The sequence below is a fragment of the Paenibacillus sp. S-12 genome, assembly GCF_030363895.1.
GTDB classification, from domain to species: domain Bacteria; phylum Bacillota; class Bacilli; order Paenibacillales; family Paenibacillaceae; genus Paenibacillus_B; species Paenibacillus_B alvei.
On sequence record NZ_JASIUF010000022.1, the window covers coordinates 235,116 to 260,462 of the forward strand.

The 25,347-nt window shown below is 47.6% G+C and carries 19 protein-coding genes and 1 pseudogene; 4 read left to right on the forward strand and 16 right to left on the reverse strand.

Going from position 1 to position 25,347, the window contains the following annotated elements; all coding sequences use genetic code 11:
* Both NO352_RS21055 and NO352_RS21060 read right to left on the reverse strand, forming a co-directional pair.
* On the reverse strand, window positions 1–1,455 hold the full coding sequence (locus NO352_RS21055) for a sensor histidine kinase (RefSeq protein WP_289356698.1): 1,455 nt from the start codon (window positions 1,453–1,455) through the stop codon (window positions 1–3).
* Window positions 1,452–2,420: a sugar-binding protein gene (locus tag NO352_RS21060; RefSeq protein WP_289356699.1), complete on the reverse strand. Its 969-nt coding sequence runs from the start codon at window positions 2,418–2,420 to the stop codon at window positions 1,452–1,454. The genes NO352_RS21055 and NO352_RS21060 overlap by 4 nt, the downstream gene beginning before the upstream one ends.
* Window positions 2,421–2,664: 244 nt before the next feature.
* Here NO352_RS21060 and NO352_RS21065 point away from each other — a divergent pair, with 244 nt between their 5' ends.
* The 3 genes from NO352_RS21065 to NO352_RS21075 are packed head-to-tail and all read left to right on the forward strand — an operon-like array spanning window position 2,665 to window position 5,931.
* Complete coding sequence (locus NO352_RS21065) at window positions 2,665–4,050, forward strand: efflux RND transporter periplasmic adaptor subunit (RefSeq protein ID WP_289356700.1); 1,386 nt, start codon at window positions 2,665–2,667, stop codon at window positions 4,048–4,050.
* Window positions 4,047–4,805 (forward strand): ABC transporter ATP-binding protein, encoded by a 759-nt coding sequence (locus NO352_RS21070; protein ID WP_005545191.1) that lies wholly within the window; start codon window positions 4,047–4,049, stop codon window positions 4,803–4,805. Before NO352_RS21065 ends, NO352_RS21070 begins: the two co-directional genes overlap by 4 nt.
* Window positions 4,747–5,931: an ABC transporter permease gene (locus NO352_RS21075; RefSeq protein ID WP_268620307.1), complete on the forward strand. Its 1,185-nt coding sequence runs from the start codon at window positions 4,747–4,749 to the stop codon at window positions 5,929–5,931. The genes NO352_RS21070 and NO352_RS21075 overlap by 59 nt, the downstream gene beginning before the upstream one ends.
* A gap of 119 nt (window positions 5,932–6,050) precedes the next feature.
* Here the strand turns inward: NO352_RS21075 and NO352_RS21080 are convergent, their stop codons facing one another.
* The 6 genes from NO352_RS21080 to wsfD all read right to left on the reverse strand — a co-directional run bounded on the left by NO352_RS21080 (window position 6,051) and on the right by wsfD (window position 14,325).
* Window positions 6,051–6,731, reverse strand: a complete 681-nt coding sequence (locus NO352_RS21080) for a GGDEF domain-containing protein (protein WP_289356701.1) — start codon at window positions 6,729–6,731, stop codon at window positions 6,051–6,053.
* 156 nt (window positions 6,732–6,887) lie between these two features.
* On the reverse strand, window positions 6,888–7,742 hold the full coding sequence (locus tag NO352_RS21085; protein WP_289356702.1) for a diguanylate cyclase domain-containing protein: 855 nt from the start codon (window positions 7,740–7,742) through the stop codon (window positions 6,888–6,890).
* Window positions 7,723–9,831 (reverse strand): cellulose biosynthesis cyclic di-GMP-binding regulatory protein BcsB, encoded by a 2,109-nt coding sequence (locus NO352_RS21090; protein WP_289356703.1) that lies wholly within the window; start codon window positions 9,829–9,831, stop codon window positions 7,723–7,725. The genes NO352_RS21085 and NO352_RS21090 overlap by 20 nt, the downstream gene beginning before the upstream one ends.
* Before the next feature lie 143 nt (window positions 9,832–9,974).
* Complete coding sequence (locus NO352_RS21095; protein WP_005545196.1) at window positions 9,975–11,225, reverse strand: glycosyltransferase family 2 protein; 1,251 nt, start codon at window positions 11,223–11,225, stop codon at window positions 9,975–9,977.
* Between the two features lie 10 nt (window positions 11,226–11,235).
* Entirely contained in the window at window positions 11,236–12,774 is a 1,539-nt protein-coding gene (locus tag NO352_RS21100; RefSeq protein ID WP_268620303.1) for a hypothetical protein, read from the reverse strand.
* A 3-nt stretch (window positions 12,775–12,777) separates the two neighbouring features.
* The gene (gene wsfD, locus NO352_RS21105; RefSeq protein WP_268599221.1) at window positions 12,778–14,325 is read right to left on the reverse strand and encodes a glycan biosynthesis hexose transferase WsfD; all 1,548 of its coding nucleotides are present in this window, start codon (window positions 14,323–14,325) and stop codon (window positions 12,778–12,780) included.
* Window positions 14,326–14,802: 477 nt separating this feature from the next.
* Here wsfD and NO352_RS21110 point away from each other — a divergent pair.
* A pseudogene (locus NO352_RS21110) lies at window positions 14,803–17,709 on the forward strand (DEAD/DEAH box helicase); the annotation flags it as partial.
* An 87-nt stretch (window positions 17,710–17,796) separates the two neighbouring features.
* On the opposite strand, the gene NO352_RS21115 reads toward NO352_RS21110, so the two are convergent.
* The 8 genes from NO352_RS21115 to NO352_RS21150 form a co-directional block, all read right to left on the reverse strand.
* The gene (locus tag NO352_RS21115) at window positions 17,797–18,537 is read right to left on the reverse strand and encodes a MerR family transcriptional regulator (protein ID WP_289356705.1); all 741 of its coding nucleotides are present in this window, start codon (window positions 18,535–18,537) and stop codon (window positions 17,797–17,799) included.
* 424 nt (window positions 18,538–18,961) lie between these two features.
* Window positions 18,962–19,186 carry a sulfurtransferase TusA family protein gene (locus NO352_RS21120; protein WP_021257395.1) on the reverse strand — a complete coding sequence of 75 codons (225 nt, stop codon included), beginning with the start codon at window positions 19,184–19,186 and terminating at the stop codon, window positions 18,962–18,964.
* Between the two features lie 12 nt (window positions 19,187–19,198).
* On the reverse strand, window positions 19,199–20,266 hold the full coding sequence (locus NO352_RS21125) for a YeeE/YedE family protein (protein ID WP_040735730.1): 1,068 nt from the start codon (window positions 20,264–20,266) through the stop codon (window positions 19,199–19,201).
* Window positions 20,267–20,443: 177 nt separating this feature from the next.
* Window positions 20,444–21,235 (reverse strand): class I SAM-dependent methyltransferase, encoded by a 792-nt coding sequence (locus NO352_RS21130; RefSeq protein WP_289356706.1) that lies wholly within the window; start codon window positions 21,233–21,235, stop codon window positions 20,444–20,446.
* 203 nt (window positions 21,236–21,438) lie between these two features.
* On the reverse strand, window positions 21,439–22,113 hold the full coding sequence (locus NO352_RS21135) for a TerC family protein (RefSeq protein ID WP_171417460.1): 675 nt from the start codon (window positions 22,111–22,113) through the stop codon (window positions 21,439–21,441).
* A gap of 327 nt (window positions 22,114–22,440) precedes the next feature.
* The gene (rlmN, locus tag NO352_RS21140; protein WP_289356707.1) at window positions 22,441–23,523 is read right to left on the reverse strand and encodes a dual-specificity RNA methyltransferase RlmN; all 1,083 of its coding nucleotides are present in this window, start codon (window positions 23,521–23,523) and stop codon (window positions 22,441–22,443) included.
* 530 nt (window positions 23,524–24,053) lie between these two features.
* Entirely contained in the window at window positions 24,054–24,257 is a 204-nt protein-coding gene (locus tag NO352_RS21145) for a hypothetical protein (RefSeq protein ID WP_289356708.1), read from the reverse strand.
* Between the two features lie 38 nt (window positions 24,258–24,295).
* A complete protein-coding gene (locus NO352_RS21150; protein WP_289356709.1) occupies window positions 24,296–25,336 on the reverse strand; it encodes a hypothetical protein in 1,041 nt (346 codons plus the stop codon).
* Between the last annotated feature and the right edge of the window lie 11 nt (window positions 25,337–25,347).

Genomic DNA, 25,347 nt, shown 5'->3' on the forward strand with positions numbered 1-25,347 from the left:
TCACCGGTCTTTTTCGGATTGCACCACGATGTTCGGAATTCGTATCATTACCGTCGTACCTTGGCCCGGCTCGCTATAAATATCGACCAGATCCGCTCTGCCATAGTACAGCTCCAGTCGCCGAAACACATTATATGTCCCTATCCCTGTAGATTGCCCGCCTCCACCGGAACGAGAATCAGTTACTCCCTCATCCATTTGGAGTAAGGAATTGCGCGTCTCCTCCGACATTCCCATGCCATTGTCCGCGATCGATACCCGCACCCCATCCAGCACATGTTCGATAGTCAAGGTTACGACCGCTCCCGCCTCCATTCCCTCAATACCGTGCACAAATACATTTTCGAGAATCGGCTGCAGGGTGAGCACCGGAACAAGCACATCCAAGGCTGTCTCATCGATTTGCGTTACAAATTGGATGCGGTCACGGAACCGAGCCTGCTGAATCGTAAAGTATTCCTTCGCCTGCTCAACCTCGTCCCGAAGCGGCACGGGTTGATCGAGTTTGCGCAGATTATACCGGAGCAAATTGGACATAGACACTGTCAAATCGCTTGTACGTTCAGCGCCCTCCAGCAAAGCAAGCTTTGCAAGCACATTAAGCGAATTGAACAGGAAGTGCGGGTTCATTTGATTTTGCAGCGCCTTGAGCTCCAGCTCCTTCACAAGTCGATCCTTCTCTAAGCTCGCTTTATCTTTCTCGATCATTTGCAGAAGATCAGCCTGCATACGTCCGAAGGCTTCTGCAAGCGTGCGAAGCTCGTTGTTGCCCTCCACCTGCGGGGGCTTGCTCTGCAAATTACCGCGGGATATCGCTCTCGCCACATTTACCAGCCGCTTGATAGGCTCGGTAATACCTAGAGAAAGCCAATAAGCAAGCGCGATGCTGAGCAGCGTATTAAAGATAAAAATGCCGATTCCCCATTGATTCATCGCTTCTGTATGAGTGAAAATTTGCCGGTAGAACGGCTGATAAAAGCGCAGCTCTTCATCAATGAGCTGATGTCCCTCTTCCCGAATAAAGCCGGCTGTTGCCTCCAACTCCTCATAAAGAGGAACATAACGCAAGGAACTAGGCTCCTCTCGCGCTTGAAGCACAGCGGCCTCCTCCTCGATATAAGTGTCCAACAGATTCCGATAATTGCGGACTGCCGCTCCTGAGGATGGAGGGTTAGAAACCTGCTCTGTTAATTTTGATCGGAGCACAATCAGCCTATCTCGTTCCCGAAGGTATTCCTTGCGCGCACTGTCGCTTTGATCAAGCAGGTATATATTTAAGGCACGCAGGTTGTTATCGGCTTGGCCTGCAATCTGTTTGTACATCAATACCCGTTCCAGCATCACATTATAGCTGTGCTGTACGGTTGTCCCGCTTTGGAAAATAAAAAAGGAAACGCCATTGCTCATAATGAGCAGTGCTGGAATGAAGATCAATAACTTTTTCCGTATATTCATCGTTTGTCTAATACCTTAGTACCTGTATAGTGTGTGTTCGGATATGGATTATGCTCAAAAATACGGTGCAGGACAGATACAGCTTCGAATCCAATGTCTTTCGGCTGCTGCACAAGGGATGCAGCGATATCGCCACGCGCAATTGCACGCTGGGTTGCCTCCACATCATCGAAGCCAAATACAGTGACCCCGCTCTTATGCAGGGCTTGAAGGCCTTCGACAATGCCAACTGCGTCCCATGCACTGAATCCAATCATCGTTCGAATATCAGGATGTTCACTTAGCATGAGCTCGGCTTGTCTCGCGGCTTCGATTCGTGAAATATTCGATGACTGTACCGCTACTATTTCAAAGCCTGGAGTTTGCTCGATAATCGTTCGGAATCCCTCCAGCCGCATCTGCTGATTGTCGGCATGCTCGCTGCCTAGAATAACGCCAATCTTCCCTTGGTGGGCTGAATCACGAACGACCAACTGTCCCATTTGCACCCCTGCCGCTCGATTATCAGTCCCGATATAGGCTAATCTCTTACTGCTCGGGGCGTCTGAATCGACGGTTACAATGGGAATGCCCTGCTCGATTGCTTTGCTCACCAGCTCGTTATATTGTGGTTCGTCGATCCCTTGTGTCAGAATCGCGTCCGGCTTGGATGCAATCGCTTTAGACAGCAGCTTCATCTGTTCGGATGGATTAATGCGTATTGGGCCGGCGTATTCGATATTCATGCCGAACTGTGTGGCCGCCTCCTTTGCCCCCTGCTCCACCGTGCGCCAGAAGGGATTATCCAGCTCCTGAGCAATAAGCACGATATGTTTGAGCGATTGATGCCGTTCCGTATCCTGACCCGATTCAAGCTGCTGCACCAAGCGTTCAACCGCAAATGTGGAGGACAAAAATCGAACAGCTACATAACCGAATATAGCGAATAGGACGATCAGGCCTATCATCCACTTTCGTTTCGCCATGATGCCCCCCTTAATTCTTTTCTGAAATATAGGCTTTATTATACTAATCTGATCGCGAAAATGAAAACTAAGACCATTATGGCATTATTTGTTGTCCTTCGTTTGGCTTTCAGCAATTATTCAGCTAACGCTCAGTTCATGCTCAGTGAGCTTTAATGGATCATTCATCTAAGACAAGTACCCTATGTTTATCGGGAACATCGAATGAGGTGCAGCCCCTTAGAACCGGTAAAGGTGGATTAGAATGATGAGGAAATGGGTGTATGTGACAGCGATATTAATTGCAGCAGGCGCGGCCATCGCAATATATCTGACCCGGCAGCCGGCAGAGCAGACTTCTGCTTCAAATCCGGCAGCTCGAACCGTACAGGCGGTCAAGGGAAATATCGAAACCAAAGTATCTGGTTCCGGACTTGTTGACGTAGCAGAGGTGACCAACGTCAAGGCAGGCTATAAAGGAACCATCAGCAAAATCAACTTCAAGGTCGGCGATCAAGTAAAAAAAGGACAGACGCTCGTTGCGTTTAAGAAGACAGACAATTCCGAGCGAATCAAGCAGACGGAGTTGTCTATCAAGAAGCAGCAGCTGCAAATGCAGCAGTTCCAGAAGCAATACAAAGAAGCGCCTGAGGAAAACCGGGATTCCATTCAGATAAACATGGAATCACTCACCTTAGAAATCGAGCAAAATGAGTCCACGCTTGCAAGTCTACAGGCAGAGGAAGCGGAAAATCATGATGTAGTCGCTCCAGCTTCAGGAACTATTAAGGAAAGCCAGATCGAAGATGGGAATGATGTGAACGAAAATACGGTGGTAGCTGTCATTGCAAACTATGAGAACTTGAAATTTGTAATGTCGGCTGACGAATTAGATATCCCATCCATTAAAACTGGACAGACAGCCAAAGTGACGCTTAATGCCTTCCCGAATAAAGAATTTACCGGAAAGATCACTTCGATTGGAAAAGAAGGCAATAGCTCAAATGGCGTAGCGACTTACGATGTAAATATCGGATTAACCAAGGCAGAAGGGGTGCTTGCGGGCATGTCGGGTCAAGCTGATATCGTTACGCAAGCGAAGCAGGATGTCGTGCTTGTTCCGGTCGATGCAGTCATTACCATGGGCAGTAAACATTATGTGCGTGTACCTGATGAAGATGGGAGTGCTACTTCCCCAGAGAGAGATGCTAAGGAGACCGATAACCAACCAGCCAATGCAAGCAGCTCGTCACAGCAGGACAGCAATGAAACCCCTCGCCTAAATGGAGACAATGAACGCTCTAGTAAAGGATGGTCCAAAGCCAACCGCAGCGGATCTGGCGCCGCTGCTGGTGATGCAGGGCAAGGATATACGAGAAATGGGGGATACCTCGGACAGGCAGCAGGCACAGGAGGTGGTGGTAAGCTCATGGAGGTCGCCATCGGTATCAGCAATGATACGTATGCCGAAATTACGTCAGGCCTCCATGCTGGAGATTCTGTCTTAGTGGCTATCCCGCAAGGCAAAGTTGGTGGAAGCAGCGGTACAGAGCAGAGACAACGCCAGGGCGGCATAAGCTTCGGCGGCGGATTCCCTGGAGGGTCTAGCTTCCCTAACGGGTCTTCAGGAGGTAGAGGTGGTCGCCAATGAAGCAGAATGTATCAGGCAATCCTTGCATCATTACTATATGCGATGTGAAAAAGTCATATCAAATGGGGCCGGAGGAGGTTCAAATCCTCAAAGGGGTTCATCTCGATATTCAACAAGGGGATTTTGTAGCTATTATCGGCCCTTCGGGTTCCGGTAAGTCCACTCTGATGAATGTCATCGGCTGTCTGGATACGCCAAGCTCCGGCAGCTATATGCTGGATGGAGTGGAAGTGAGCCGATTGAGCGACAACAAGCTGGCGGATATTCGCAATCGCAAGATCGGATTTATCTTTCAAAGTTTCCACTTGCTCCCCAAGCTTACCGCCATTGAAAATGTAGAGCTTCCGCTTATCTATCGCGGATTAGGAGCAAAAGATAGACAGGAAATGGCTGTACAGGCACTGCGTCAGGTCGGATTGGAGGACAGGATGGGACACCGGCCAAGCGAATTGTCAGGCGGGCAGCAGCAGCGGGTAGCCATTGCCCGGGCACTGGCTGCGCATCCTCCAATCCTGCTTGCTGACGAGCCTACCGGTGCCTTAGATACGAAAACAGGACAAGAAGTAATGGAACTAATCAAGAAACTCAATCACGAGGGGCATACGATCATCCTTATCACCCATGACATGGAGGTGGCCGCCCACGCAAAACGAGTCGTCTTCATGAACGACGGCGTCCTGACAGAGGAAAGGGGGAATGGACGTGAAGCTGTCGCAAGGATTCAAAATGTCATGGCACAGTATACGCTCCAATAAACTGCGAACCTTCCTTTCGATGCTCGGCATCTTAATTGGAGTCGCTACGGTTATTTCCTTGATGGCCATGGGTCAAGGTTCCTCCAATGCAGTTGAGCAATCGCTGCAAAGCCTTGGCACGAATCAGCTGTCTGTCAATATTATGGGACGGGGCAGCCAAACGACACTAACGTTGGACGATGCGGTTCATTTGGCTGACGATATTCCGGATATCGAGGGACTGGCCCCCACAGTATCCGGAAATGCGACCGTTAAAAATGGCACGACTGAAGCCTCATCCGTATCTGTGGAAGGCATTACGCCAGACTATGAACGGGTCAAGGATTTCAAAAACCAAAGCGGCCGCTATATCGTACCCCTCGATATTACAGGTTATTCCCGAGTTGCCCTGCTTGGCGTAGATACAGCAGCTGAATTATTCAAGGGAGCAGATCCAACCGGACAAACGATATTGCTGAACGGTGTACGGTTTAAAGTAATCGGCTTGCTGGAGCCGAAAGGCAGCTCGCTCGGCGGATCGAATGACGAGAAAGTTCTCATCCCTATCACAACAGCACAGCGCTTGTTCCAGTCGGCTGGCGTGCGCTCTGTTGGCGTTAAGGTCGCACAAGAGGAGAAAATGGGCGAGGTCTCGGCACAACTGGAAGCGAAGCTGACGAACCTGTTCCGTGGCAATACGGACAGCTTCAACATTTTCAACCAGCAAGATGTAAAGGATACGATGAGCTCAATCACGAAGACGCTGTCCACGATGATGGCGGGCGTCGCTTGCATCTCCCTAATTATTGGGGGAATCGGAATTATGAATATTATGCTGGTGTCCGTTACGGAGCGGACACGGGAAATCGGCATCCGCAAATCGCTGGGCGCCAAGAAACGCGATATTCTGCTGCAATTTCTGATTGAGTCCGTCGTTTTAAGCGGAATGGGCGGCTTGGCCGGTATCGGATTGGCTTATGCCGCCTGCTATGCCATGACTCATTTCATGTCCGTCGCAACCGCCATCCAAATAGATATTGTCATATATTCGTTTGCCTTTTCAGCCGTAATTGGAATTGTATTCGGGATATTTCCTGCCAACAAAGCAGCTTCTCTGAAGCCGGTAGATGCACTGCGTCATGATTAGAGAAGGCTTCCTTTCGCAATTGATAAGTAAAAACAGCCTGATTATCCGTTATCGGATATCAGGCTGTTTTTATGTTGATGCTATTTAAGAGAAATTCAAACCGAATAATATCATGCCTCTTAGCATGTCCATTCGCAGGAGCAGCGCTTCCGATTGACATCCGACTTGCCCTGCCGCTTGTTCCAAAGCATTTGCTTGTCCGCAATGTCCACCAGTTCATTCAAGCTCCGGCCTTGATTTGGGAAAGTTGAGCATCCGACGGAAATCGTCAAAGGGGTCTGTTCATCAATGGCTGGAAGCTGTATATGAGATAACAACGCATGCTGCACAACATGTGCTTCCTGATCGTTCGCGCATGGCACCATAATGACGAATTCATCCCCTCCCCAGCGCGCAACCTGCTTGTCTCGAATCTTGAGCTGCAGTAGCTGGCTGCTTATTTTCTTCAGCATCGTGTCTCCGACATGATGACCGTAATTATCGTTAACCGTCTTGAAGTTGTCCACATCAACAAAATAGACTGCCAACTTGCGGTTGGCGCTGACAGCTCTTTTAGAGAGCTTACGGAAGATGCGCTGGGCCGCGCGACGAGTATAGGCCTTTGTTAGCGGATCCGTATCTCGCTCATATCGCAGCTTATCAATATATTTGCCAACTTGCCAAGAAACCACAATAGCAAATGTTGACATAATCATAATAAACAAATGGTTTACGTCATGAATGGATAAATACACATGCAGTGATCCAATTGGAATCAATGACATAATAAACAGCAGTGCCCTGCCCTTACATTTCTTCATGCTCCACCTCGGAATATCGTTAATCAACATTATATTCCAACTCACTGAACATTTACTGAAACCAAGCCTACTACATTTTCTTTCTAAATAAAAGACCATCCACATAGGGTGAATGGTCATCGCGAAGCGTTAACTGCCGCAAAACCTTAGCAGCTTTTATACATCGTACTCCATCTGTCTTCTAGCTTGCGATATGAATTCCAACGGTGTGGGTACCGTCTCAGGAGAATATTCCAAAGCACCTACGATAAGACTCAACTCGATTTTGTACTTACCCGCAAATTCTACATTATTAAAGGAAGCAACCTTCTCCTTCAACCTCTCGATAACGACATTGGCTCCGTCACGGTCGGTGAACAGCAGCAGGCCCCATGTCGGATTCTCTGTATTCAGCATGTATAGCGAGTCGTTCATACGTATGCTTGTCTCACTCAGCTTAGACACATCATAGATCATTTTTGACATTTGTTCTTCACTAACCATTCGCTTCAGTTCGTCCCAATATCTCACCTGTATGACAAGCAGTGTCAGCGGAATATGATATCGCGTGGACAAAGCCATGAACACTTTGGCATCTTTTTGGAATGAGCGGCTATTTTTCAAGTCTGTGCTTTCATCCATCGTCGCCAGAGATGCATTTTTACGTTCCAATTGTTCGTTATCCGCTTGCAATTTTCGATTTCCATGGGTAAGCATAGCACTAACCACGGTAAAGGCCGGCGTCATGATAAGCCAGAAATAATTGTGGGCTCCAACGACTCCTCCCTCCACGACAGTCTGATACAATGTAAACGTCCCATATCCGAATAGAAACACAATATTTAGGACTAACCCTGTCGTCACACTCGTGAAGTACGTAACGATGGCGATGAGGAAGGCTACATTAAGCAGGATCATGTTCATGATGTAGCGGCTCGGCTCACCCACCGTAAATGCAATGCATACAAAGCTCAGCAAAAACCATAGCAAGAAGGCACCATCTGACAGAAGACTACTTTGATTTCGTTTCATCGTCAGCCCCCCGTTTCTTGCGGTATTTGCGAATGATGAAAATGAGAGATACGAGCACGAGCAAACCGATAAGCATAGTAGCTACCATAAAGCCCAGAACGTCTCCACGCTGCAGTACCTGATCCATAATCGAGGTAGCTTGCTGCTCTGCCTGCTTCTTGAAGCGGAAGGCGTGGATGTCGCCGTCCTTGTTCGTGGCTACGCCATCTCCGTATATTCTCCACTTCGCGTTATCACTGGCCAGCAGCTTGGAGGCCAAATAATCATATTCGGTGCTCGGGCCACTAATAGCCAGCAAGCCTCGGCCTTCCTCATACGGAGACTCGATCAATTGAAGCGTGCCTAATCGCTTGCCGTAATCCGCGTCCACGCTCATCTTCTCGTTGGAGACAAACCCTTCGCCATTCGCTCCGTATTTAAAATACAATTTATCATTGTTATCCCGGATAATTTTATTATTGTTATAGCTGCCAATAGCAATCACATTATGTGCCTTCAGGTCGGAAGCAGATGCTTGATCCGCGAAGAAGCGAACTTCTCCTGCATTGCCTTCGGCATATTGGCCAAGAAGATTGAATACATTCCCTAACGACTGGTACGTATACATATCTGGATTTTTCGGCATCACAACCGCAACTTGATTGAAGCTGCCGTCACGAAGGAATGGATTCGGATAACTGTCGAACAACAGCTCTGTCTTATCCTTCGTTTTCAACTGCAGTACTGAATCCTTCGTAATAAATGCCCAAGGCATCTCATCCTGAGGTTCCATGCACACGACATTTTGAAGCTCCAAGTCAAATGCAACCGTGACCGTAAAGCTACCTGTTACATCTAAATTGTTTGGAATCGGCAAAGTTAATGTATCCTTGTTGGCTAGATCCATACTCAGTTTCTTGCTGCCGATCGGCGTGTTGTTAATGAGCACCGTAACCATGGAGCGATCAAAATCGAGATTAGTCGCATATCGCATATCCAGATGGATTTTGCTCGCCTCGGCAATCGTGCGGTTGGCTGGAAGCGAAATGAAGTATGATTTCTCTTGATGCATCCAGCCTTTCAGCTTGTCGCCATTGTCGGTAAGCTTCATGTCCCTGCTAATGCTGACTTCAGGCGTCGCAACATCCGTATCCCCCGATACAATTTTCGTATCCCCGTCCAACTGCTTGACCAGTTCTTGATTTGCCAGCAATCGTCCTGCCTTCACCAGCATAGCAGGATCCTGAGAAGTAACGACAAGAGTCGGCTGTGTATCGGTTCGAATCACACGGATCACCGCAGCTTGTGCGACATCTACTTTGCCCAGTTCACTCTTCCAAGCCGCTGGCAGCTGATTGTACAAGGCCACAGCCACAACTGCTTTTTTCCCCTTTAAGGCGTCAGTGTCGAATGCATACATCGGAATTTGTTTTTGCTTCAGCCTATTTTGCTTCGCAAAGCCTGAAAGTGCATATACGGCCGACTCCAGCTCAGCAGAGCTGCTGTTCCTAGGTATCGCAATCGCGTTAAGCCCTGTGCTGATCGTATCCATGCCCGTAAAATGGCGGCTAAAATCGCGAATGCTTGGCTTAATCGCCTCACTCGTATATCGAATGGAAGCGCCTGACGTCGCAAACAGCTGCAGCCAGTTGTCACGCTTCTCCGACGGCATACAAATTTGATTTGCGTCAGTAGTGACAATATAGCCTTCGATCGTTAATGTATTATTTCCTTTTACCAGCAGTTCCTTCGGGACGGATACCGTAAGCCGACGTTTTGGATCATCGCTGACTTCGGGACGGAAGGAATGAAACTTCTTTCCATTCAATGCCAGCGTTACGCTGGATCGTTCTCTTTTCGTCAAAGGCGATGCCTTATAATCGACATGGATCTTAACTTCGTCAACCTTCCAATACTCTTCAGTTTGAAAGTTGAACTGTCTAGAGGACATAATTCCGGACAAAGAGGTGTCCGCACTTGAAAATGTCTCTTCATACGTATTCAGTTGAGCAGAGCCCATTGTGGGAGCCACAGCTGCCGAGGCCTGTCCAAGCTGTCCCAATAACAAGGACAAGCAAGTCATGCCGACTACGATCCACCGTTTATTCACAAGCTTCTCTCTCCTGTCTTTTCTTCATATAATGAGTATTCCGTCATCGAACGAGTTCCTTATACATGCGGGTCAAAATGGTCAACTTGCTGCGTGATCAAAAGAGTTACTTCCTAAAATACTACGTGTTCAAAATCAACTTTCTAAAAGCGTTCTGTTTTGTACCACTTGACCTCCCGCTTGAATAATAAGTCCTTCACATAGTTATAGAGCCCATAAGCGGCTACGACCATCCACATCTGGCAATACGATACATACATCAGCATAATGATCCACAGATTGGAGAGCACCATCTCCCCCTTTTCCGTGATTAGCGTAATATAAGTCCCTAAGATGAACAACGTGATGGCCAGCAGCCATAAGAAGGAGCTAAAGCCGGCTATCGTCGTATGCACGTAACCTAAGGCATGCAGAATGAGCAAAATATCGGACATGACTAATGAGGTAAGCAGCAAAAAGTAAATCGATAAAAAATAGAGAATGTCGAAGCGAATATTTCGTGCCTTTCGGTCAAAAAGCAGTGGAATGTTTTTGATAATGACGTAAATATTGCCCTTTGCCCAGCGCGTTCGCTGTTTGAACCACACCTTTACCGTCTGTGGCTCCTGTTCCCATGTTACAGACTTCGGCTGAAACTTAATTCGATACCCCATCATGTAAATGCGAAAGCTAATTTCCGTATCCTCAGCAATCGCCTTTACATCCCAGCCGCCTATGCTTTCCACGATACTGCGCCGCATAATGAAGTTCGTCCCCGGAATCGTACACAGCTTGAATAGTTTCCATCGCCCAGCCTGAGCCATCCATTGGAACGACAGCGTCTCGATGTTAATAAAGCGCGTAAGCAGGTTCGTGTTGCGGTTGCGGGTACGGAACTTGCCGATTACCGCACCAAGCGTATCGTCATTCGTAATCTCTGCTACCAGATAGCGAAGAGCTGTCTTCTCCGGCGTATTGTCTGCGTCATAGATAGCAATCAGTTCGCCTCGACTCCGCTTGAATCCGATATTGAGCGCGTTGGACTTGCCTTTGCCCCCCGTCACCGCATCCGTGTTAATGACTATCAGATTGCGACCCTCATGCTTGTGCTGCAAATTGCCCAGCAGTTCGCTGCTGTTATCTGATGAATTATCATTGATAACAATAATCTCGTATCGATCATGAGGATAATCCAGCGCCAATAGTGACTCTACCGTCTTCGTGATGACCTTTCCTTCATTATGGGCAGGCACCATGATAGAGACGAATGGAGCCTCACCCTTAATTTCCGGCACTTCCTCGTTCTCGATTTTGATGTAGTACAAGTAACCTGCAATGATAAGAACGACGTTGACAAGCAAGAGCGACCAAATACAGATAACCGCTATGAGCATTAAAATATCTGCAGTCGTCATGGCTATCTCCTTATTTGTAATATTTGCGCTTGTACAGCCGCTTCCCCACGATGAGGAACCCTGTGAACGCAATAAGCGTCAGAATAATAATGACAATAAAAATTTTGTTCTGTACATTAAACAAGGTCTCGAAGCTCTTCACTTCTTTTTCCTTATATACAAAATCCGAGCTTACCTTCTTGATCACGACATCTAAGTTTACACCCTGTCCGTTAATGGTCACACTGCCGCCTCGGGACATAATGATGCTGTTAGGCGTACGAACGGTATGGGGGGCTTGTTTATAATCAGAAAACGATATCCAACTGCTCTCCAATTGCTCTACGATGTCGTTCATCTTCTCCTCTGTATTGGGAAGATCAAAGGTTAATGCTGTATTCATAGGCATCGCAGGCACTAAAGTCCCGGAATGACCGAATTGCTTCAAAAATTCAGGCTGCATGCTGTATGCGGAGAACGAAAACGCCTTAGACTCATTCGTCTTGACTCTGTACTTCAACGTCTTATTTGGAAACAACACGACCGAGTCCGTAAAGCTCATGCCCTCTTCTGCGTACCTTTGGTCATATGTCCAGTAGAAATCTGCTCCAAGTCCCAAAGGTGCAACACCATAGTCTGCAAGCACATCAACGAACCCTTCCATCTTTCCCTTCAATGTCGTATCGCGTAGGTTGACCGTCGAGGCTACGACTGGGGCATTCGCAATAATGCTTCCCTTGCGGGATTGGACATACTTCAGCGTCTCCATATATCGCTTCATGGCCGGATAGTCGGTATTCATGAACACGGGCTGCACACTTGCGATGAACGGGATTCCCGCCTCATACATCCGGTCGGCAAGCCGCTCCAGCAGCCGCAAGTCTGAGAACGGATAGATTTCCTTAAAAATAACGTAGCTGCGAGCCTCTCCTGCAATGCCCAGCCAGTCCCGCAACAAGTGCGACATTGCCAGCTCACTGATGTTGCCCCCCTCGAAGTAAGCGGCATAGCCGTAGCGGCCGTTTCGCACACCATAAGGGTGTTCGGACGGGGCGCCTGCTGAGCTGAGGCTCCCGTAATGAGTGCCCGCAGCATGCTCGATAATGCTCACTTGCTCGGTACGGATTGCGTCTTGTACAAAGCGGTTAATCGTGATTCGAATTGGGCCAGGGACTCCGCTGCGGACGCGAAGCTCCAAGCTTGCAGTTACCACTTCCGGGACTCTCGCACCGATATGCAAATATTTACCTCGATACTGTTCGACATCTTGAAGAAAATCCTGACTTGATTCCTTCAAATCAGTTAAGTTATGAATCCCTATCACCTTTGCATAAGCGTCCATCTGCCCCCGCTGATAATGGTCAGAACGAACAAGCGTAACTTGGATGCCATAGGAAGCCAGCAGGCGCTGCATTGCCTCGACATTCCCCTCTCGCGTTGTTCCTTTGTCCAAGCTGTCGTAGATGAGCAGCACCTTGGAGGCAGCTTGCTCTGCCGCTCGGATAGGCAATGGCATCCCACACCCAAGCATCACTACAAGCATCCATATTATGAATTTTTTTTGGATCACGCGTTACATCACCACCTTGGCTCCCTCATGAACATGAGTGCCGGTATCAGAAGTAAGCAGTGCAGAATCTTCATCCTGTCTGCTCCATAAGCGTCTGCGTATCGCGTCAGACACCGTTACAAACGTGACAAGGTCAAAAACCGCCGTAAAGACAAATTCATGCTTCGCTAAATCGGCATCCCCTGCACCAATAATGGATACTGCGATTCCCGACAACCCCATCAAAATCATAATAAAAATGAAGGTAAATCGGATCATGCGCCGTATTTGCTTGGCCCTTATCGCAGCGATAAAGGAAGGCATATACAGTCCAGTGACAAGCACAATCCATAAAGTCACGAAACCGAATGTTTTCGGCGCCATCTTGGCCTTCAGAATGCTGTAGCCAGAAAAAAACGACGTCTGCGCGCGAAATGGCTTTCCAACTGATAGCTCGTAATTGCCCATTGCAGGGGGACGAATCTTGAATGCACTCTTGGCGGCCAAATCCAGCATATCGATAGCTTTAGAAGGATGGGTAAGGTAATAGCCAAGTATCGATACAAATCCGTATTTGCTGTAGAATTGATTTTCTAAAATTTCAGAATCTACATCTACAGTTGTGTAAAGCTCGTAATAAATACTTTTGTTCAGTATGGCGTACTGCTTGTCCATATTGAATTTTTCCAATGTCGATTCCGGATCATCGGAACCCATCAATATTCCCCGCGTCATCGCGTGGTATTGGTTAATGTTCACGAACTCCTTCGGTATGAGCGTGTAGGTGCCGATGCCGGCCAAAAGCAGAAGTACGAGCGTTGAAGACATCAATGCCCGGTATGTTCTTTTTTTCCGAATAAAGATAAGGAAGATGCCAAATATGCCGAGAATGATGCCAAGTGGCGCGTTCTGTTGTTTACTTGTTGTCAACAGCAATCCGCTGGCCAACAGTACCCCCATCATGACATAGTCATTGTATCGATTCCGATAGATGAGCAGCCCTGAGGCAAACACAAATATCAGCATAATGAAAACAACGCTCTCCCCAAAGAAGGAGTTGAAGTAAGCGGTATATGCGGTATCACCGAATAAAAATATCGCGATGATCGATATCGGATATGCGTACTTGGAAGCAACCTTCCACGTTAAGCTCTCCACAAGCAAATATACGGCAATGGTATACAACACCAGAAAAATAGCCGCTTGGAAGCGGATATCGAATATCTCATGGCTGTACAATAATTGATTAAGCCAAATCGCTGCTTTAATAAATACCGATTGAGAAGAGAACAATGTTGCCGCATTCTCGTTGTAGTATTGGAATATTCCATATTGCTTAATAAAATATCCAAAATACTGGCTGTCATAATCAGGCGCATTAAAGTATAGGCCATTGCTGTATAGGATGCGGAAATAGTCGCCGTTATCTGCCATGCCGATATAGGGGGGAACAAATAATGCCATGCAGGTAATTATAAATACTCCCGCGGCAGCTAGCAGTGCTGGCGTGACATAGCGGCGCAGGGACTCCAGTCTCTGCTCAATTTTCATTTTGGACCATATGCCCGCCATCGGGTCGGCCTCCTTTCCCTATCTATAACGCCCCATAATATGAGACGTTGGTCTTATTTTTAACACCCTGGAATCAGTCTGAAAGAAGTATAATCGCTATTACATTCGACGAATTCCTGTATGATCCTTGGAGAATCAAGGAAAATTTTTGTATTTTCTGAAAACTCCCTTTCATTGCAGATCCTATTATACATGCCTGCATACATCCTGTCAGTGGTTTCAACTTTCCAGTTATGGCTCCACTGAGCTCATGCGGGTAACAAGCCTATACGATTTACTTTGACTCCCATCTTACCAATCGGCACTGAATATATTCTTAATTTCGACTATAATCACGTAGTCCCAAAGTCCTATTGTTTCTTTTTAATTGCTTTCTGTTATCATATAGCTATCGACACACACGAACATGCGTTCACTATATATCTCGTCTCACATACAGAAAGGAGAATCGTTACTATGAATATGGAATCGGGGGATGATCAGCTAGCCCAGCGAATACTCGGTTTATTTGACGATACTCCGCTCAAATCAAGCCGCGTCCGCCCCTTATTCGACACCAGGCTGCCGCTGGAATTAGAAATCACTTGCTTCCCGGTTTCATCAGGCAGCGAGCAAGCCTTTTTGGCCGTTGAAATGAGAGTCGGGCCGCAGCGACTGTATATCGTCAAGCATATTCGGGAACTGCTGCACTGTATCGATCGTGGGGAATGCTATGTTTTTTCAAAACACTTCTCCTATGACCCCGCACTGCACTGCTTTCATCCCGAGCATTTTGCCGTTATCCAGCAGTTGATCTCGATATACCGCAACGAAAATGTATATCGGCACATGCCGCATTCCGCCGTTCTTGCCAAGCAGGGCAACGATGAACGAATGCTGCTCATTCCCCCTTACTCGTGGGATGCCCTGCTTCCTGTTCTTCAACAGGCTCCATCTGTACTTCTGTCGCATGATGGAGCGATTTTTGAGGGACTGTCTGTTATAGATGAGCCCCTCCCGATACAATTCAGGCTGGATGAGGCGGATAAGGAGTCGTTCTGCATTGATGTACATGGATTAGAGCAAGTGACAGTGCTGGAAAGCTACGGAGCAGTCATTGCTAATGGAGCCTTTATTCCGACCCCGATTGAGCAATGCAAGCGGCTCGTCGACCTCAAGAAGACGTTGGGCAGTGGTCGCCAGCAACGGATTCTTATATCGCCTAATCAGATTGGGCCAATCATGGACAAAGTGATCCCGGGACTGCAGAAGCTCGGCAATGTTCGCATTGCGCAAGCAATAGCTGATCGCGTCGTACAGCCGGAACTGCAGGCGAAGCTGTATCTCGATCGCATACGGGATCGCCTGCTTGCAGGGCTGGAATTTCACTACGGGGATGTCTCCATTAATCCGCTGGAACCCAATCGGCAAAAGCACACAGAGAACCGAATTCTGATGCGAAATACGGAGAAAGAGCAGCGGATACTGGAAATTATGGAGCAGTCGCCGTTTGTGAAGACGGAAGGCGGATATTTCTTGGAAGACGAGGATGCAGAATATGAATTCATGTATCACGTTGTTCCCCAGTTGCAGCGAATCCTGCACATCTATGCGACTTCTGCCGTGAAGGAAAGGCTGTTCATTCCAAATTCTCCTCCCAAAATCTCAGTCAATGTGGACGAACGTACCGATTGGCTTGAATTCAAGTTCGAAATGGATGGAATATCAGAGGCAGAGATCCGCAAGCTGCTAAAGGCAATTGAAGAAAAAAGACGCTACTATCGAATGGCAAACGGCTCGCTCATGCCGCTTGAAAGCGAACAGTTTCAAGAGATTATTCGCTTCATGAACGAGGTGGGGATACGTCAGGGAGAGGCTTCAGGAGCAGAATTCCGGATCCCTGTCATACGAGGACTGCATCTTGTCGATTCCCAAGGAGAACGGCAGGTTGTACGGTTTGGCAAAACCTTGCGCAAGCTGTTGGAGAATTTGCGCAACCCGGATCATTTGGAATTTCCCGTACCGGACAGTCTCGTTCCTGTGCTGCGGGAATATCAAGCATACGGGTTCCAGTGGCTGAAGACGCTGGCGCACTATCACTTCGGCGGCATATTGGCGGACGATATGGGTCTCGGCAAGACATTGCAAAGCATTGCCTTCATCATGTCTGTTCTGCCGGACATTCAGAAAAAGGAGCTCCCTGCGCTCGTCGTCTGTCCAGCGTCGCTCATGTACAATTGGCGCAATGAATTCATGCGCTTCGCTCCTTCGGTTCGCACTGTCATTGCTGACGGGAACAAGACGGAACGCATCCGCAAGCTGAATCATCTTGAGCAAGCCGATGTTATCATCACATCCTATCCGCTGCTGCGCAGAGATATTGAATGGTATGCCAAGCGCTCATTCCACACGCTCATTCTGGATGAAGCGCAAGCGTTCAAAAATTACACGACTCAAACGGCACAGGCTGTGAAGGCACTTCAAGCTGTGTACCGTTTCGCGCTTACCGGAACACCAGTAGAGAATTCGCTAGATGAGCTGTGGTCGATTTACGATGCTGTATTTCCGGGCTTGTTCCCAGAGAGAAAGGAGTTCAGCGACCTTCCGCGCGACGTTGTAGCGAAGCGCTCCCGTCCGTTCCTGCTGCGAAGATTAAAAACAGATGTATTGCAGGAGCTGCCGGAGAAAATCGAATCCCTGCAAGCATCAGAATTGCTGCCTGAGCAGAAGAAGCTGTATCTTGCTTACTTAGCCAAGTTGCAGAAGGATACTCTAAAGCATCTGGATGAGGACGGGTTCCAGAAGAGTCGTATTAAGATACTCGCTGGCATTACAAGGCTGCGCCAGCTCTGCTGCCATCCTGCCCTGTTCGTCGAGGATTACGCGGGAAGCTCCGCGAAGTTCGAACAGCTGCTGGAGATAATCGCAGAAGCAAGAGAGGCTGGGCGAAGACCGCTCATTTTCTCACAGTTCACGGAAATGCTCGCCATTATAAAGCGAGAGCTGGCGGAACAAGGCGTGTCCTACTTCTACTTGGACGGTCAGACGCCAAGCGCTGAGCGAGTGGAGCTGTGCAGCCGATTCAATGCGGGTGAGCGCGAGCTGTTCTTAGCCTCCTTGAAGGCAGGCGGAACGGGGTTGAATTTGACCGGGGCGGATACCGTCATTCTGTATGACCTATGGTGGAACCCTGCTGTGGAACAGCAAGCGGCTGATCGCGCACACCGAATCGGGCAGAAAAATGTCGTACAAGTACTGCGCCTCGTTGCACAAGGCACTGTCGAGGACAAAATGTACGATATTCAACAAAGAAAGAAACATTTAATTGAAGAAGTAATTCAGCCCGGAGAGGATGCTCTTGCTTCTCTTTCTGAACAAGATATACGTGACATTTTGAGTTTATAAGCCCCGTACAGGTGCCAACTACAAAAACCCCCAGCCGTTTGGCCGCTGGGGGTTTCGGTTTTCTGCAATTCTGTTATAAGAGAGTCTCTATTGACTTTGCTTATCCGCGAACACAGCCATTGCGTCTCGCATGAATGCTGCTAAGCCTTCACCGAACTTATCAATATTTTTTGTGAATCGCTCATCATCCACATACATTTGGCCCAGGCCCTTGAATGCTTCAGGGGTGTATTTCCCCATCGAATTCAAGAAATCGAACCATTCTTTGATTCCCGCTTGCGCCTCTTCCGACTCTGGCGCACTATTGCGCAGTGCTGCCAAGCGAGTGTAAATCTCATTCATCTTCTCCGACAAGGAAGATTGCTGCTCCATCGTCATGCTACTGATCTTCGCATTCGCTTCATCCACTGCCTTGCTGCCCCATCTTTCGCGGGCCTCCTGCTCGTAGGGATTGTGACTGAAGTCAAAACCTTGGAACTTCTCTTTATTTGTCATTTCGATTTCTCCTTTCATATGCCGAATCGTTCTATCTAATGTTTCCAGCATGACATCAAGCTGCCTGCGCTTCTCCAGCAGCATGCTGCGATGCAGCTCAAGCGCCTCTGCCTGATTGAAGTTCGGACTATAAATAATCTCTTTAATTTGTTTCAAAGGGAAATTCAGCTCTCGAAAAAATAAAATTTGCTGCAGCAAAGCGAGATCGTCTTCTGAATACTGTCGGTAACCCGCTTCGGTAATATGGGCTGGCGTCAACAACCCAATCTCATCATAATGATGCAGCGTGCGCACACTAACTCCCGTAATATCCGCTACTTCCTTAACTCTCATGAACTTGCGCAACCTCCCTTCAACACCACTATAAAGTATCACGTAACGTGAGAGTCAATTGACATTTATTATTATTCCAGCTTAATTTCCTCTTTTCGCCATTCCAACCTATTGTATCGTTGAACATACAATTGCATAAAATAATATTTTTGAAAAATGGAGCTGGAAGTTTGGAGTGCTTGAAGAGGGTACATATCCAAAATGGCCAGATTAAGGTACATGCACTTTCCTTTAGCCACACAAAAAAAGTAATTAAAAAAGGATACTTTCCCTATCATATACTAAAAAAATGACCTAATAATACAAAAGGTCGAGTCAGGACTCTTTGTCCTAACTCGACCTTCTTGCTTTATGCTAACCCTCTAAGTTCACTGAATGAAGCGGCATCGTAAAACTGCCCGTTATGGTTCGTCGATGTCTCCGGTTATTTTTTACGTACCGTAATCGTCCATGATGCATCATCGATTTGTTCATAGTTGGTTATCGTATGCCCCGCTTCGGCGGCCCAACGAGGAATGCTCTCTGTAGCTTGCGTGCAGTCGAAATCAATGACCAGCTCATCGCCGCTGTTCAATGACTGGATCGCCTCCTTCGCCTCGATTAATGGAAATGGACATACCATGCCAAGTACGGCTAATTTCGTTTTCATGTCATTTTCCTCCTATACGGTCTTTGCATGATAAGAAGCGCCTAGCTTGCGACTTGCCTTGGTACGCGGCCGTACATATACGAAATACGAAGCCGTCCATGTACCTAAAATCATGAAAATGAGCGACACCCATCCTTGCCACGTCATCATGGCCGTCATAACGAGCCCATTGCCAATCGAACACCCTCCTGCCCAACTCGCTCCGAAGCCCATGAGAAGCCCCCCGCCGAAGCTGGATACAGCTGTCTTTGCATCCGGTGCCCGAAAGCGGAATTCGCGGCTTCCCTTCGCTGCCAGGAAGGAGCCTGCAAAGATGCCAAGCACCAAGAAAACGCCCCAGTTCACATACTTGGTACTATCGCCCGTCACCAAGTACTGCAGGAGATTGGCTGACGGCGTTGTAATGCCAAGACCGGACATCCGACCTGTCGCTTCGCTCAGCGGCCATGCGAGCAGCGCAATGATTCCTACAAGAGCAGCTGTAGCAAACGGATGCCAGCGCTTTTCGAACAATAGATGGTTGAGTCCTTTCCGTTTCGCCGGCAAAGCTGGAATCGCGACGGCTGGTTTGCGCAGTTGCTTGCTAACAAGCCATAATGTCACGAGCGCGAGCACGACGATGAACGGCCATACGGACAATCCGAATGTATCCGGGATGGAATTATTCGGAGCTGCATACGCCTTCAGGCCGTGGTTGACAGGCAGCAACGCGCCTGACTTCATAATGGCGCTCATCGCCATATATCCGAATAAGGCAATCCAACTTCCAATCAAGCCTTCCCCGGCACGATACCATGTCCCTGTCGCACAACCTCCCGCCAAAATAATGCCGATTCCAAATATGAAAGAGCCTACGATCGTGCTCAGCCATTGAAACGAGCCTGCCGTGAACTCCACCAATCCGAGCTGAATGAGTGCAAATACGCCGATGCTTTGAACCGTGATGGCGATGAGCAGCGCATAGAACATCCGATTATCCTTTGCCAAATACATATCACGGAATCCACCAGTCAGGCAGAATCGGCCGCGCTGCATGACAAACCCGAGCAGTATCCCACATAACAATCCAGTAATGATCATTTGTGCCAAATCGTATATCCCCCTCATTTATACCTAGTAATACAATAGGATTTATAAGTGATAATGATTCTATCATAATGTATGGCAGAGTCAATACCAAATATGACACAGACGCAAAAAAGAGAGGTATTTTCTCCTCTCTTATCTAAAAGCAATATGCGATTCTTGGCTATTTCCCTACATTTCGCCCCAGTATATTTCAGTTTCGTAATCAAAGGATACAACGCCATTCTGCTGATTGCGTTCGAATACACGGGCGAGCTCAGCCATCATGGGCTCATGATTCGGATGGCCCTTCTCAGGCGCGTACGAGGAGGAAAGCAATCTCCCGCCAAGTTCCTCTTTGTTAAGCAATTGCCGCATCGTGAATGTAGCCACCGTCATCTTGTTAGGGGAGAAAAAGGCTGCTAATGCTTCCTCTGATATATTTTTATGGCGCAGCTTCTCATAATCCGTTCCATACTGCCGGAGCAGTTGCTCATATTCCTCCAGAAACGGGGTTCCGTGAAGCTTTCGGGCATTCCATATGAGGACTACTTTCCCTCCCGGCTTCAGGATGCGGTGAAATTCTGCACGGGTTGCTGTGCGATCGAACCAGTGAAATGCCTGCGCACATACGATATGATCGACGGAGTGATCGGGCAGCCCTGTCGCCTCTGCCGCTCCTGAAATGGCGCGATAATTCGGATTGCCCCCAAGTTCTCGCTCAGCCGCCTCCCGCATGGGCTGATTAGGTTCTACCGCGGTAACGCGGCTTCCTTTGCCAAGGAGAAGCTTCGAGAATTTCCCGGTTCCCGCGCCTATATCGGCAATTATATCCTCGGGACGCAAACCTACGACATCGTACAAATACGCCAGTGCCTCTGTCGGATAACTCGGTCGATATTTCACGTACGCATCCACCCGACTTGAAAATCGTTCTTTACTATCCACAACATTCACGCTCCCATCGTATGAAGAATAATACATACACCGACCTTTAGTCACCGAACACTATCGTTCCACTTAATGGAACTACGTTCCATTTTATTCACATTTTCATTATAGCGCAACAGCTTGATGCATGCACTCCTATTTTTACTTTTTATTTCAACAAAAAAGGAGCCTCTTCCGGACAGCTCCTCGCTCATCTACCTTACTTTTTCGGCAAATAATTGCTTATCAGCCGCACCTTACGCAGCCTGCTTCACTTGCTTCTGCTTTTTCATTCTGCCCAATGCCAACACAGCGACGATGATGACAACGATAAGGCACCACTTTAGAACCGGGTTCGCTGTAAAGAACCCCTTCACCAGCGGCTCATCTACAATCATCTTTGCCGCCGTCCAAGCCAGGACACCCGCACCAATATAGATAATGACCGGGAAGCGCTCTACCCACTTAATAATAAGCGTGCTGCCCCATACCACGATAGGTACACTGATTAGCAAGCCGAGTACAACGAGTATAAAATCACCATGCGCCGCCCCTGCTACCGCAAGCACGTTATCGAGCCCCATGACCGTATCCGCGATAATGATCGTCTTGATCGCCGCCCACAGGCTAGCAGCAGATCCAACATCATGGCCCTTCTCTTCTACAAGCAGCTTATACGCAATCCATACGAGCAGTACGCCGCCAATGAGCAGCAAGCCCGGAATTTTCAACAGCCATACTACAGCAAGCGTCAACAAGGAACGAAGCGCAATAGCACCAAATGTGCCCCAGAATATGACTTTCTTCTGCTGCTCCTTAGGCAGGTTGCGCGCTGTCAAACCGATTACTATTGCATTGTCTCCCGCCAAGACTAAATCAATGACTACGATTGCCATTAGCGCGGACCAGAACTCTGCTGTAAAGAAATCCATAGTACCCTCTCCTCTTATCATGTCATGTATATCTTTTCTTCAATTGCGCACAATTATGAGAAGTTTCCCGAGCAACACCCCTTAAAAAACAAAAATGACCTTTACCGATCACGGTAAAGGCCATAAATAAAGACCTTTACCCTGTCGGTAAAGGTCTCGCTAACAATCGAAGTTGCCAACAAAGCCGGAGGATTATCCTCGTAATGACGACTTTATTGTAACAGCTACTCCCCTTTATAGATCTTATGTTAATCGAAGAGGGTACACAGGGTCAAGATACAATTGTCCGATTTCCTGCCGCTCAATGCCCCTTTTTTCTACCACGGTTTACGTTGATGCATGCGTGTTTTCTTTCTTAATCTGCTTACTGCGAAGCTGGCCGCAGGCGGCATCGATGTCTGTGCCATGCTCCAAGCGTACGCTGCAGCTGATGTTATTTTTCTTCATCACGTCATAGAAGCCGCGGATCGACTCCTGCTCGCTGCGCTGATATTGGCTGTGTTCATCAACAGGGTTGTACGGGATCAGGTTCACATTGACCTCGTCCTGCATGTTCCACTCCTGTATCAGCTTCACCAATTCAAGCGCATGCTCCTGCTGATCGTTTACGTCCCTCAACAAGATATATTCCAGTGTCACCCGTTGGTTCGTTGTATTGATGAAGTACTGAATCGCCTCCATCACCTTCGCAATCGGAATCGCACGGTTGATCTTCATAATGCGCGTGCGAAGCTCATCATTCGGTGCATGCAAGGAAAGAGCCAGATTCACCCGCAGGTTAATATCCGCGAAATCTTTAATCTTATTCGCCAAGCCGCTTGTTGAAACCGTAATTCGTCTCGCACCGATAGCCAGACCTTTATGATCAGTCACGACCCGCAAGAAGTTAATAATATTCTCGAAGTTATCGAACGGCTCTCCGATGCCCATCACGACGATATGACTGACCAGATCACCTTGGCCCATTTCATCCAAATGGTGCTGAACCTTCATAATCTGTTCTACAATCTCGCCGCTCGACAAGTCGCGGCTCTTTGCCAGCAGTCCGCTCGCACAAAAGCTGCAGCCAATATTGCAGCCAACCTGTGTCGTCACACAAACCGACAGTCCGAATTTATGTTTCATCAATACTGTCTCGATCAGGTTGCCATCCTGCAGCTTGAACAAGAACTTAATCGTGCCATCAGCCGATTGCTGCTTCACATGCTCGCTAAGCGAATGGATGACGAAGTGCTCGGACAGCAGCGCTGCGCTATCCTCATTTACTTCTGCCATATCAGCGAAATCCTTAACCCGCTTGCGATATAGATAATCCCAGACTTGGGATGCACGTGACTTCTTATGTCCCCGCTCCTCCAACCAAGCGGCTAGTTGATCCAATGTTAATCCATAGATGGATTGCTTATTCATCTAGTGCCCTCTTTTCAACACGTCAAAATTCTGTCTTACTTCCTAAAGTACTTTACCTACAGATGTGTTAATACGTATAAATAACTGTAACTCTATAATCTGATTATTATTGTCCCAGAACTTCTGAAATATAACAAGAGTCTTTCCCGCACATTCTAAAACGGGAAAAGGGCGCCGGTTTCGGCGCCCTCCTATGATTATAAAATGATGATGGCATAACTCTGTTCCGTTCGTAATAACTCCTAAATCTTTATTTTCTCAATGGATCCAGGCTGATGTTCACAAGATTCCCAAACTCATTGATTCTAGCCACAATTGAGGGCTTTCCATTGCTGCTAAAAATGTAGTCTCTCCAAGCTTCATCAATCCTTAGTGTGCAAGAAGACACGTCTGCGCCCCACAATTTCTTTGCGACAGGCTTAATCAGTGCGACCCTCTACAACGTAAGTTTTATAGGGACTGCGTTCCCCCTTAACCTCAATTCTCCGACTCAATTCCCACACTTCTTTTTCTGAACCAATATTAATACTTTAACGCGCAAAGTTTGTAAATGGCTGTACCTTACTTGCCCCCATACTCTTTACCGCCTCTTCGGCAGCCGCAATTATCTTGCGATCCACATCCGCTGCTCTGTAATTGATGCGGTACTGGAGCAGCTTTTTCGTCTTTGTATCAAGTACAATGCTTTGCTCTTCTTTTGCTCTGAAGTGAATCGTCCCTTCGTGATTTAGCAACCTATAACTATGTTATTTTTTACATGTAATCTATTATTTCATTTACGCTCCATGCGAACCAGATTGCCAAAGTTATCGAACTTGGCTACGATAGCCGCTTTGCCTTTTCTGCTAAACGTGTAGTCGCCCCAGTCCTTATTAACCTTCACCTCGTAGGAAGATAAGTCTACGTCCCACAATTTCTTCGCGACAGGCTTAGCAATCGCAATGCCTTGTTCCTTCGACAATGATTTGCGCTTCTGATCATTCGTATTTGGCTTAACATTTATAGAGGTAAGCTTGCCCGTCTTTGCTTCGATTGTGGCAACGGCCTCGACAACGAACGCACGGTTATTCTCGTCTATCCTCACAGCCCCATTTTTCCTGAGATCGCCTTTAACTTCTATTTTTCTTGTTAGCCTCCACTCTTCTCTTCCTTCATATTTTTCGTACACAAAGCTCGTAAATGGTTGAACCTTGTCGATCCCCATACTTTTTACTGCCTGTTCAGCCACGCCTATGATTTTACGATCCATATCCACTGCCTTGTATATAAAACGGTAGTTTAATGGCTTACTTGTCTTCGTATCGATTTGTATAAATTGATCGTCTTTCGCACCGAAAGTCATTACTTCTGATATATTTGCCGCGTTATTGTTTTTGAAAAAGTGAGCTTCCGTAAAGACAAGCTCCGCATTTTTATGTAACTGCTTCACTGCTGACTGTGCTACCTTCAGGTACGAAGCATATTCACCAGTTACCTCCTCCATCTTGAAGCTCAATGACACGGTAAGTACCTTGCCGGAAACTGCATCGACCGATACAACGGCGCTCCGATCCTTAGATTGGATGATCCAACTCTCTTTTTGCTCTTTATCTACAAAATAACTGTCCTTGAACGCTTCCTCTAATTGAAATGCTTTTCCGTTTCCATATTGCTCAATTGCTTTCTCTGCCGACTCTGCCAGCTTTCGATCTACATCGCTATACTGAACAATTCCCGTCCCTCCGTTAGCCACTCCGGCCCGTTCTGCCATAGCCGGAGTTGCAGCAAACAAGCTGCATGCGAATGTTAGCGCCAATAATGTATTCATTTTCATAAAAGATGCCC

Coding starts and splice junctions, on each gene's coding strand:
- NO352_RS21135 (WP_171417460.1), bottom strand. CDS start 22,113: ATGGATTTCTTTACAGCAGAGTTCTGGTCCGCGCTAATGGCAATCGTA.
- NO352_RS21055 (WP_289356698.1), bottom strand. CDS start 1,455: ATGAATATACGGAAAAAGTTATTGATCTTCATTCCAGCACTGCTCATT.
- wsfD (WP_268599221.1), bottom strand. CDS start 14,325: ATGGCGGGCATATGGTCCAAAATGAAAATTGAGCAGAGACTGGAGTCC.
- NO352_RS21065 (WP_289356700.1), top strand. CDS start 2,665: ATGATGAGGAAATGGGTGTATGTGACAGCGATATTAATTGCAGCAGGC.
- rlmN (WP_289356707.1), bottom strand. CDS start 23,523: ATGAATAAGCAATCCATCTATGGATTAACATTGGATCAACTAGCCGCT.
- NO352_RS21150 (WP_289356709.1), bottom strand. CDS start 25,336: ATGAAAATGAATACATTATTGGCGCTAACATTCGCATGCAGCTTGTTT.
- NO352_RS21080 (WP_289356701.1), bottom strand. CDS start 6,731: ATGAAGAAATGTAAGGGCAGGGCACTGCTGTTTATTATGTCATTGATT.
- NO352_RS21125 (WP_040735730.1), bottom strand. CDS start 20,266: ATGATCATTACTGGATTGTTATGTGGGATACTGCTCGGGTTTGTCATG.
- NO352_RS21095 (WP_005545196.1), bottom strand. CDS start 11,225: ATGACGACTGCAGATATTTTAATGCTCATAGCGGTTATCTGTATTTGG.
- NO352_RS21115 (WP_289356705.1), bottom strand. CDS start 18,537: ATGAGAGTTAAGGAAGTAGCGGATATTACGGGAGTTAGTGTGCGCACG.
- NO352_RS21120 (WP_021257395.1), bottom strand. CDS start 19,186: ATGAAAACGAAATTAGCCGTACTTGGCATGGTATGTCCATTTCCATTA.
- NO352_RS21070 (WP_005545191.1), top strand. CDS start 4,047: ATGAAGCAGAATGTATCAGGCAATCCTTGCATCATTACTATATGCGAT.
- NO352_RS21060 (WP_289356699.1), bottom strand. CDS start 2,420: ATGGCGAAACGAAAGTGGATGATAGGCCTGATCGTCCTATTCGCTATA.
- NO352_RS21085 (WP_289356702.1), bottom strand. CDS start 7,742: ATGAAACGAAATCAAAGTAGTCTTCTGTCAGATGGTGCCTTCTTGCTA.
- NO352_RS21075 (WP_268620307.1), top strand. CDS start 4,747: ATGGACGTGAAGCTGTCGCAAGGATTCAAAATGTCATGGCACAGTATA.
- NO352_RS21130 (WP_289356706.1), bottom strand. CDS start 21,235: ATGTATTATTCTTCATACGATGGGAGCGTGAATGTTGTGGATAGTAAA.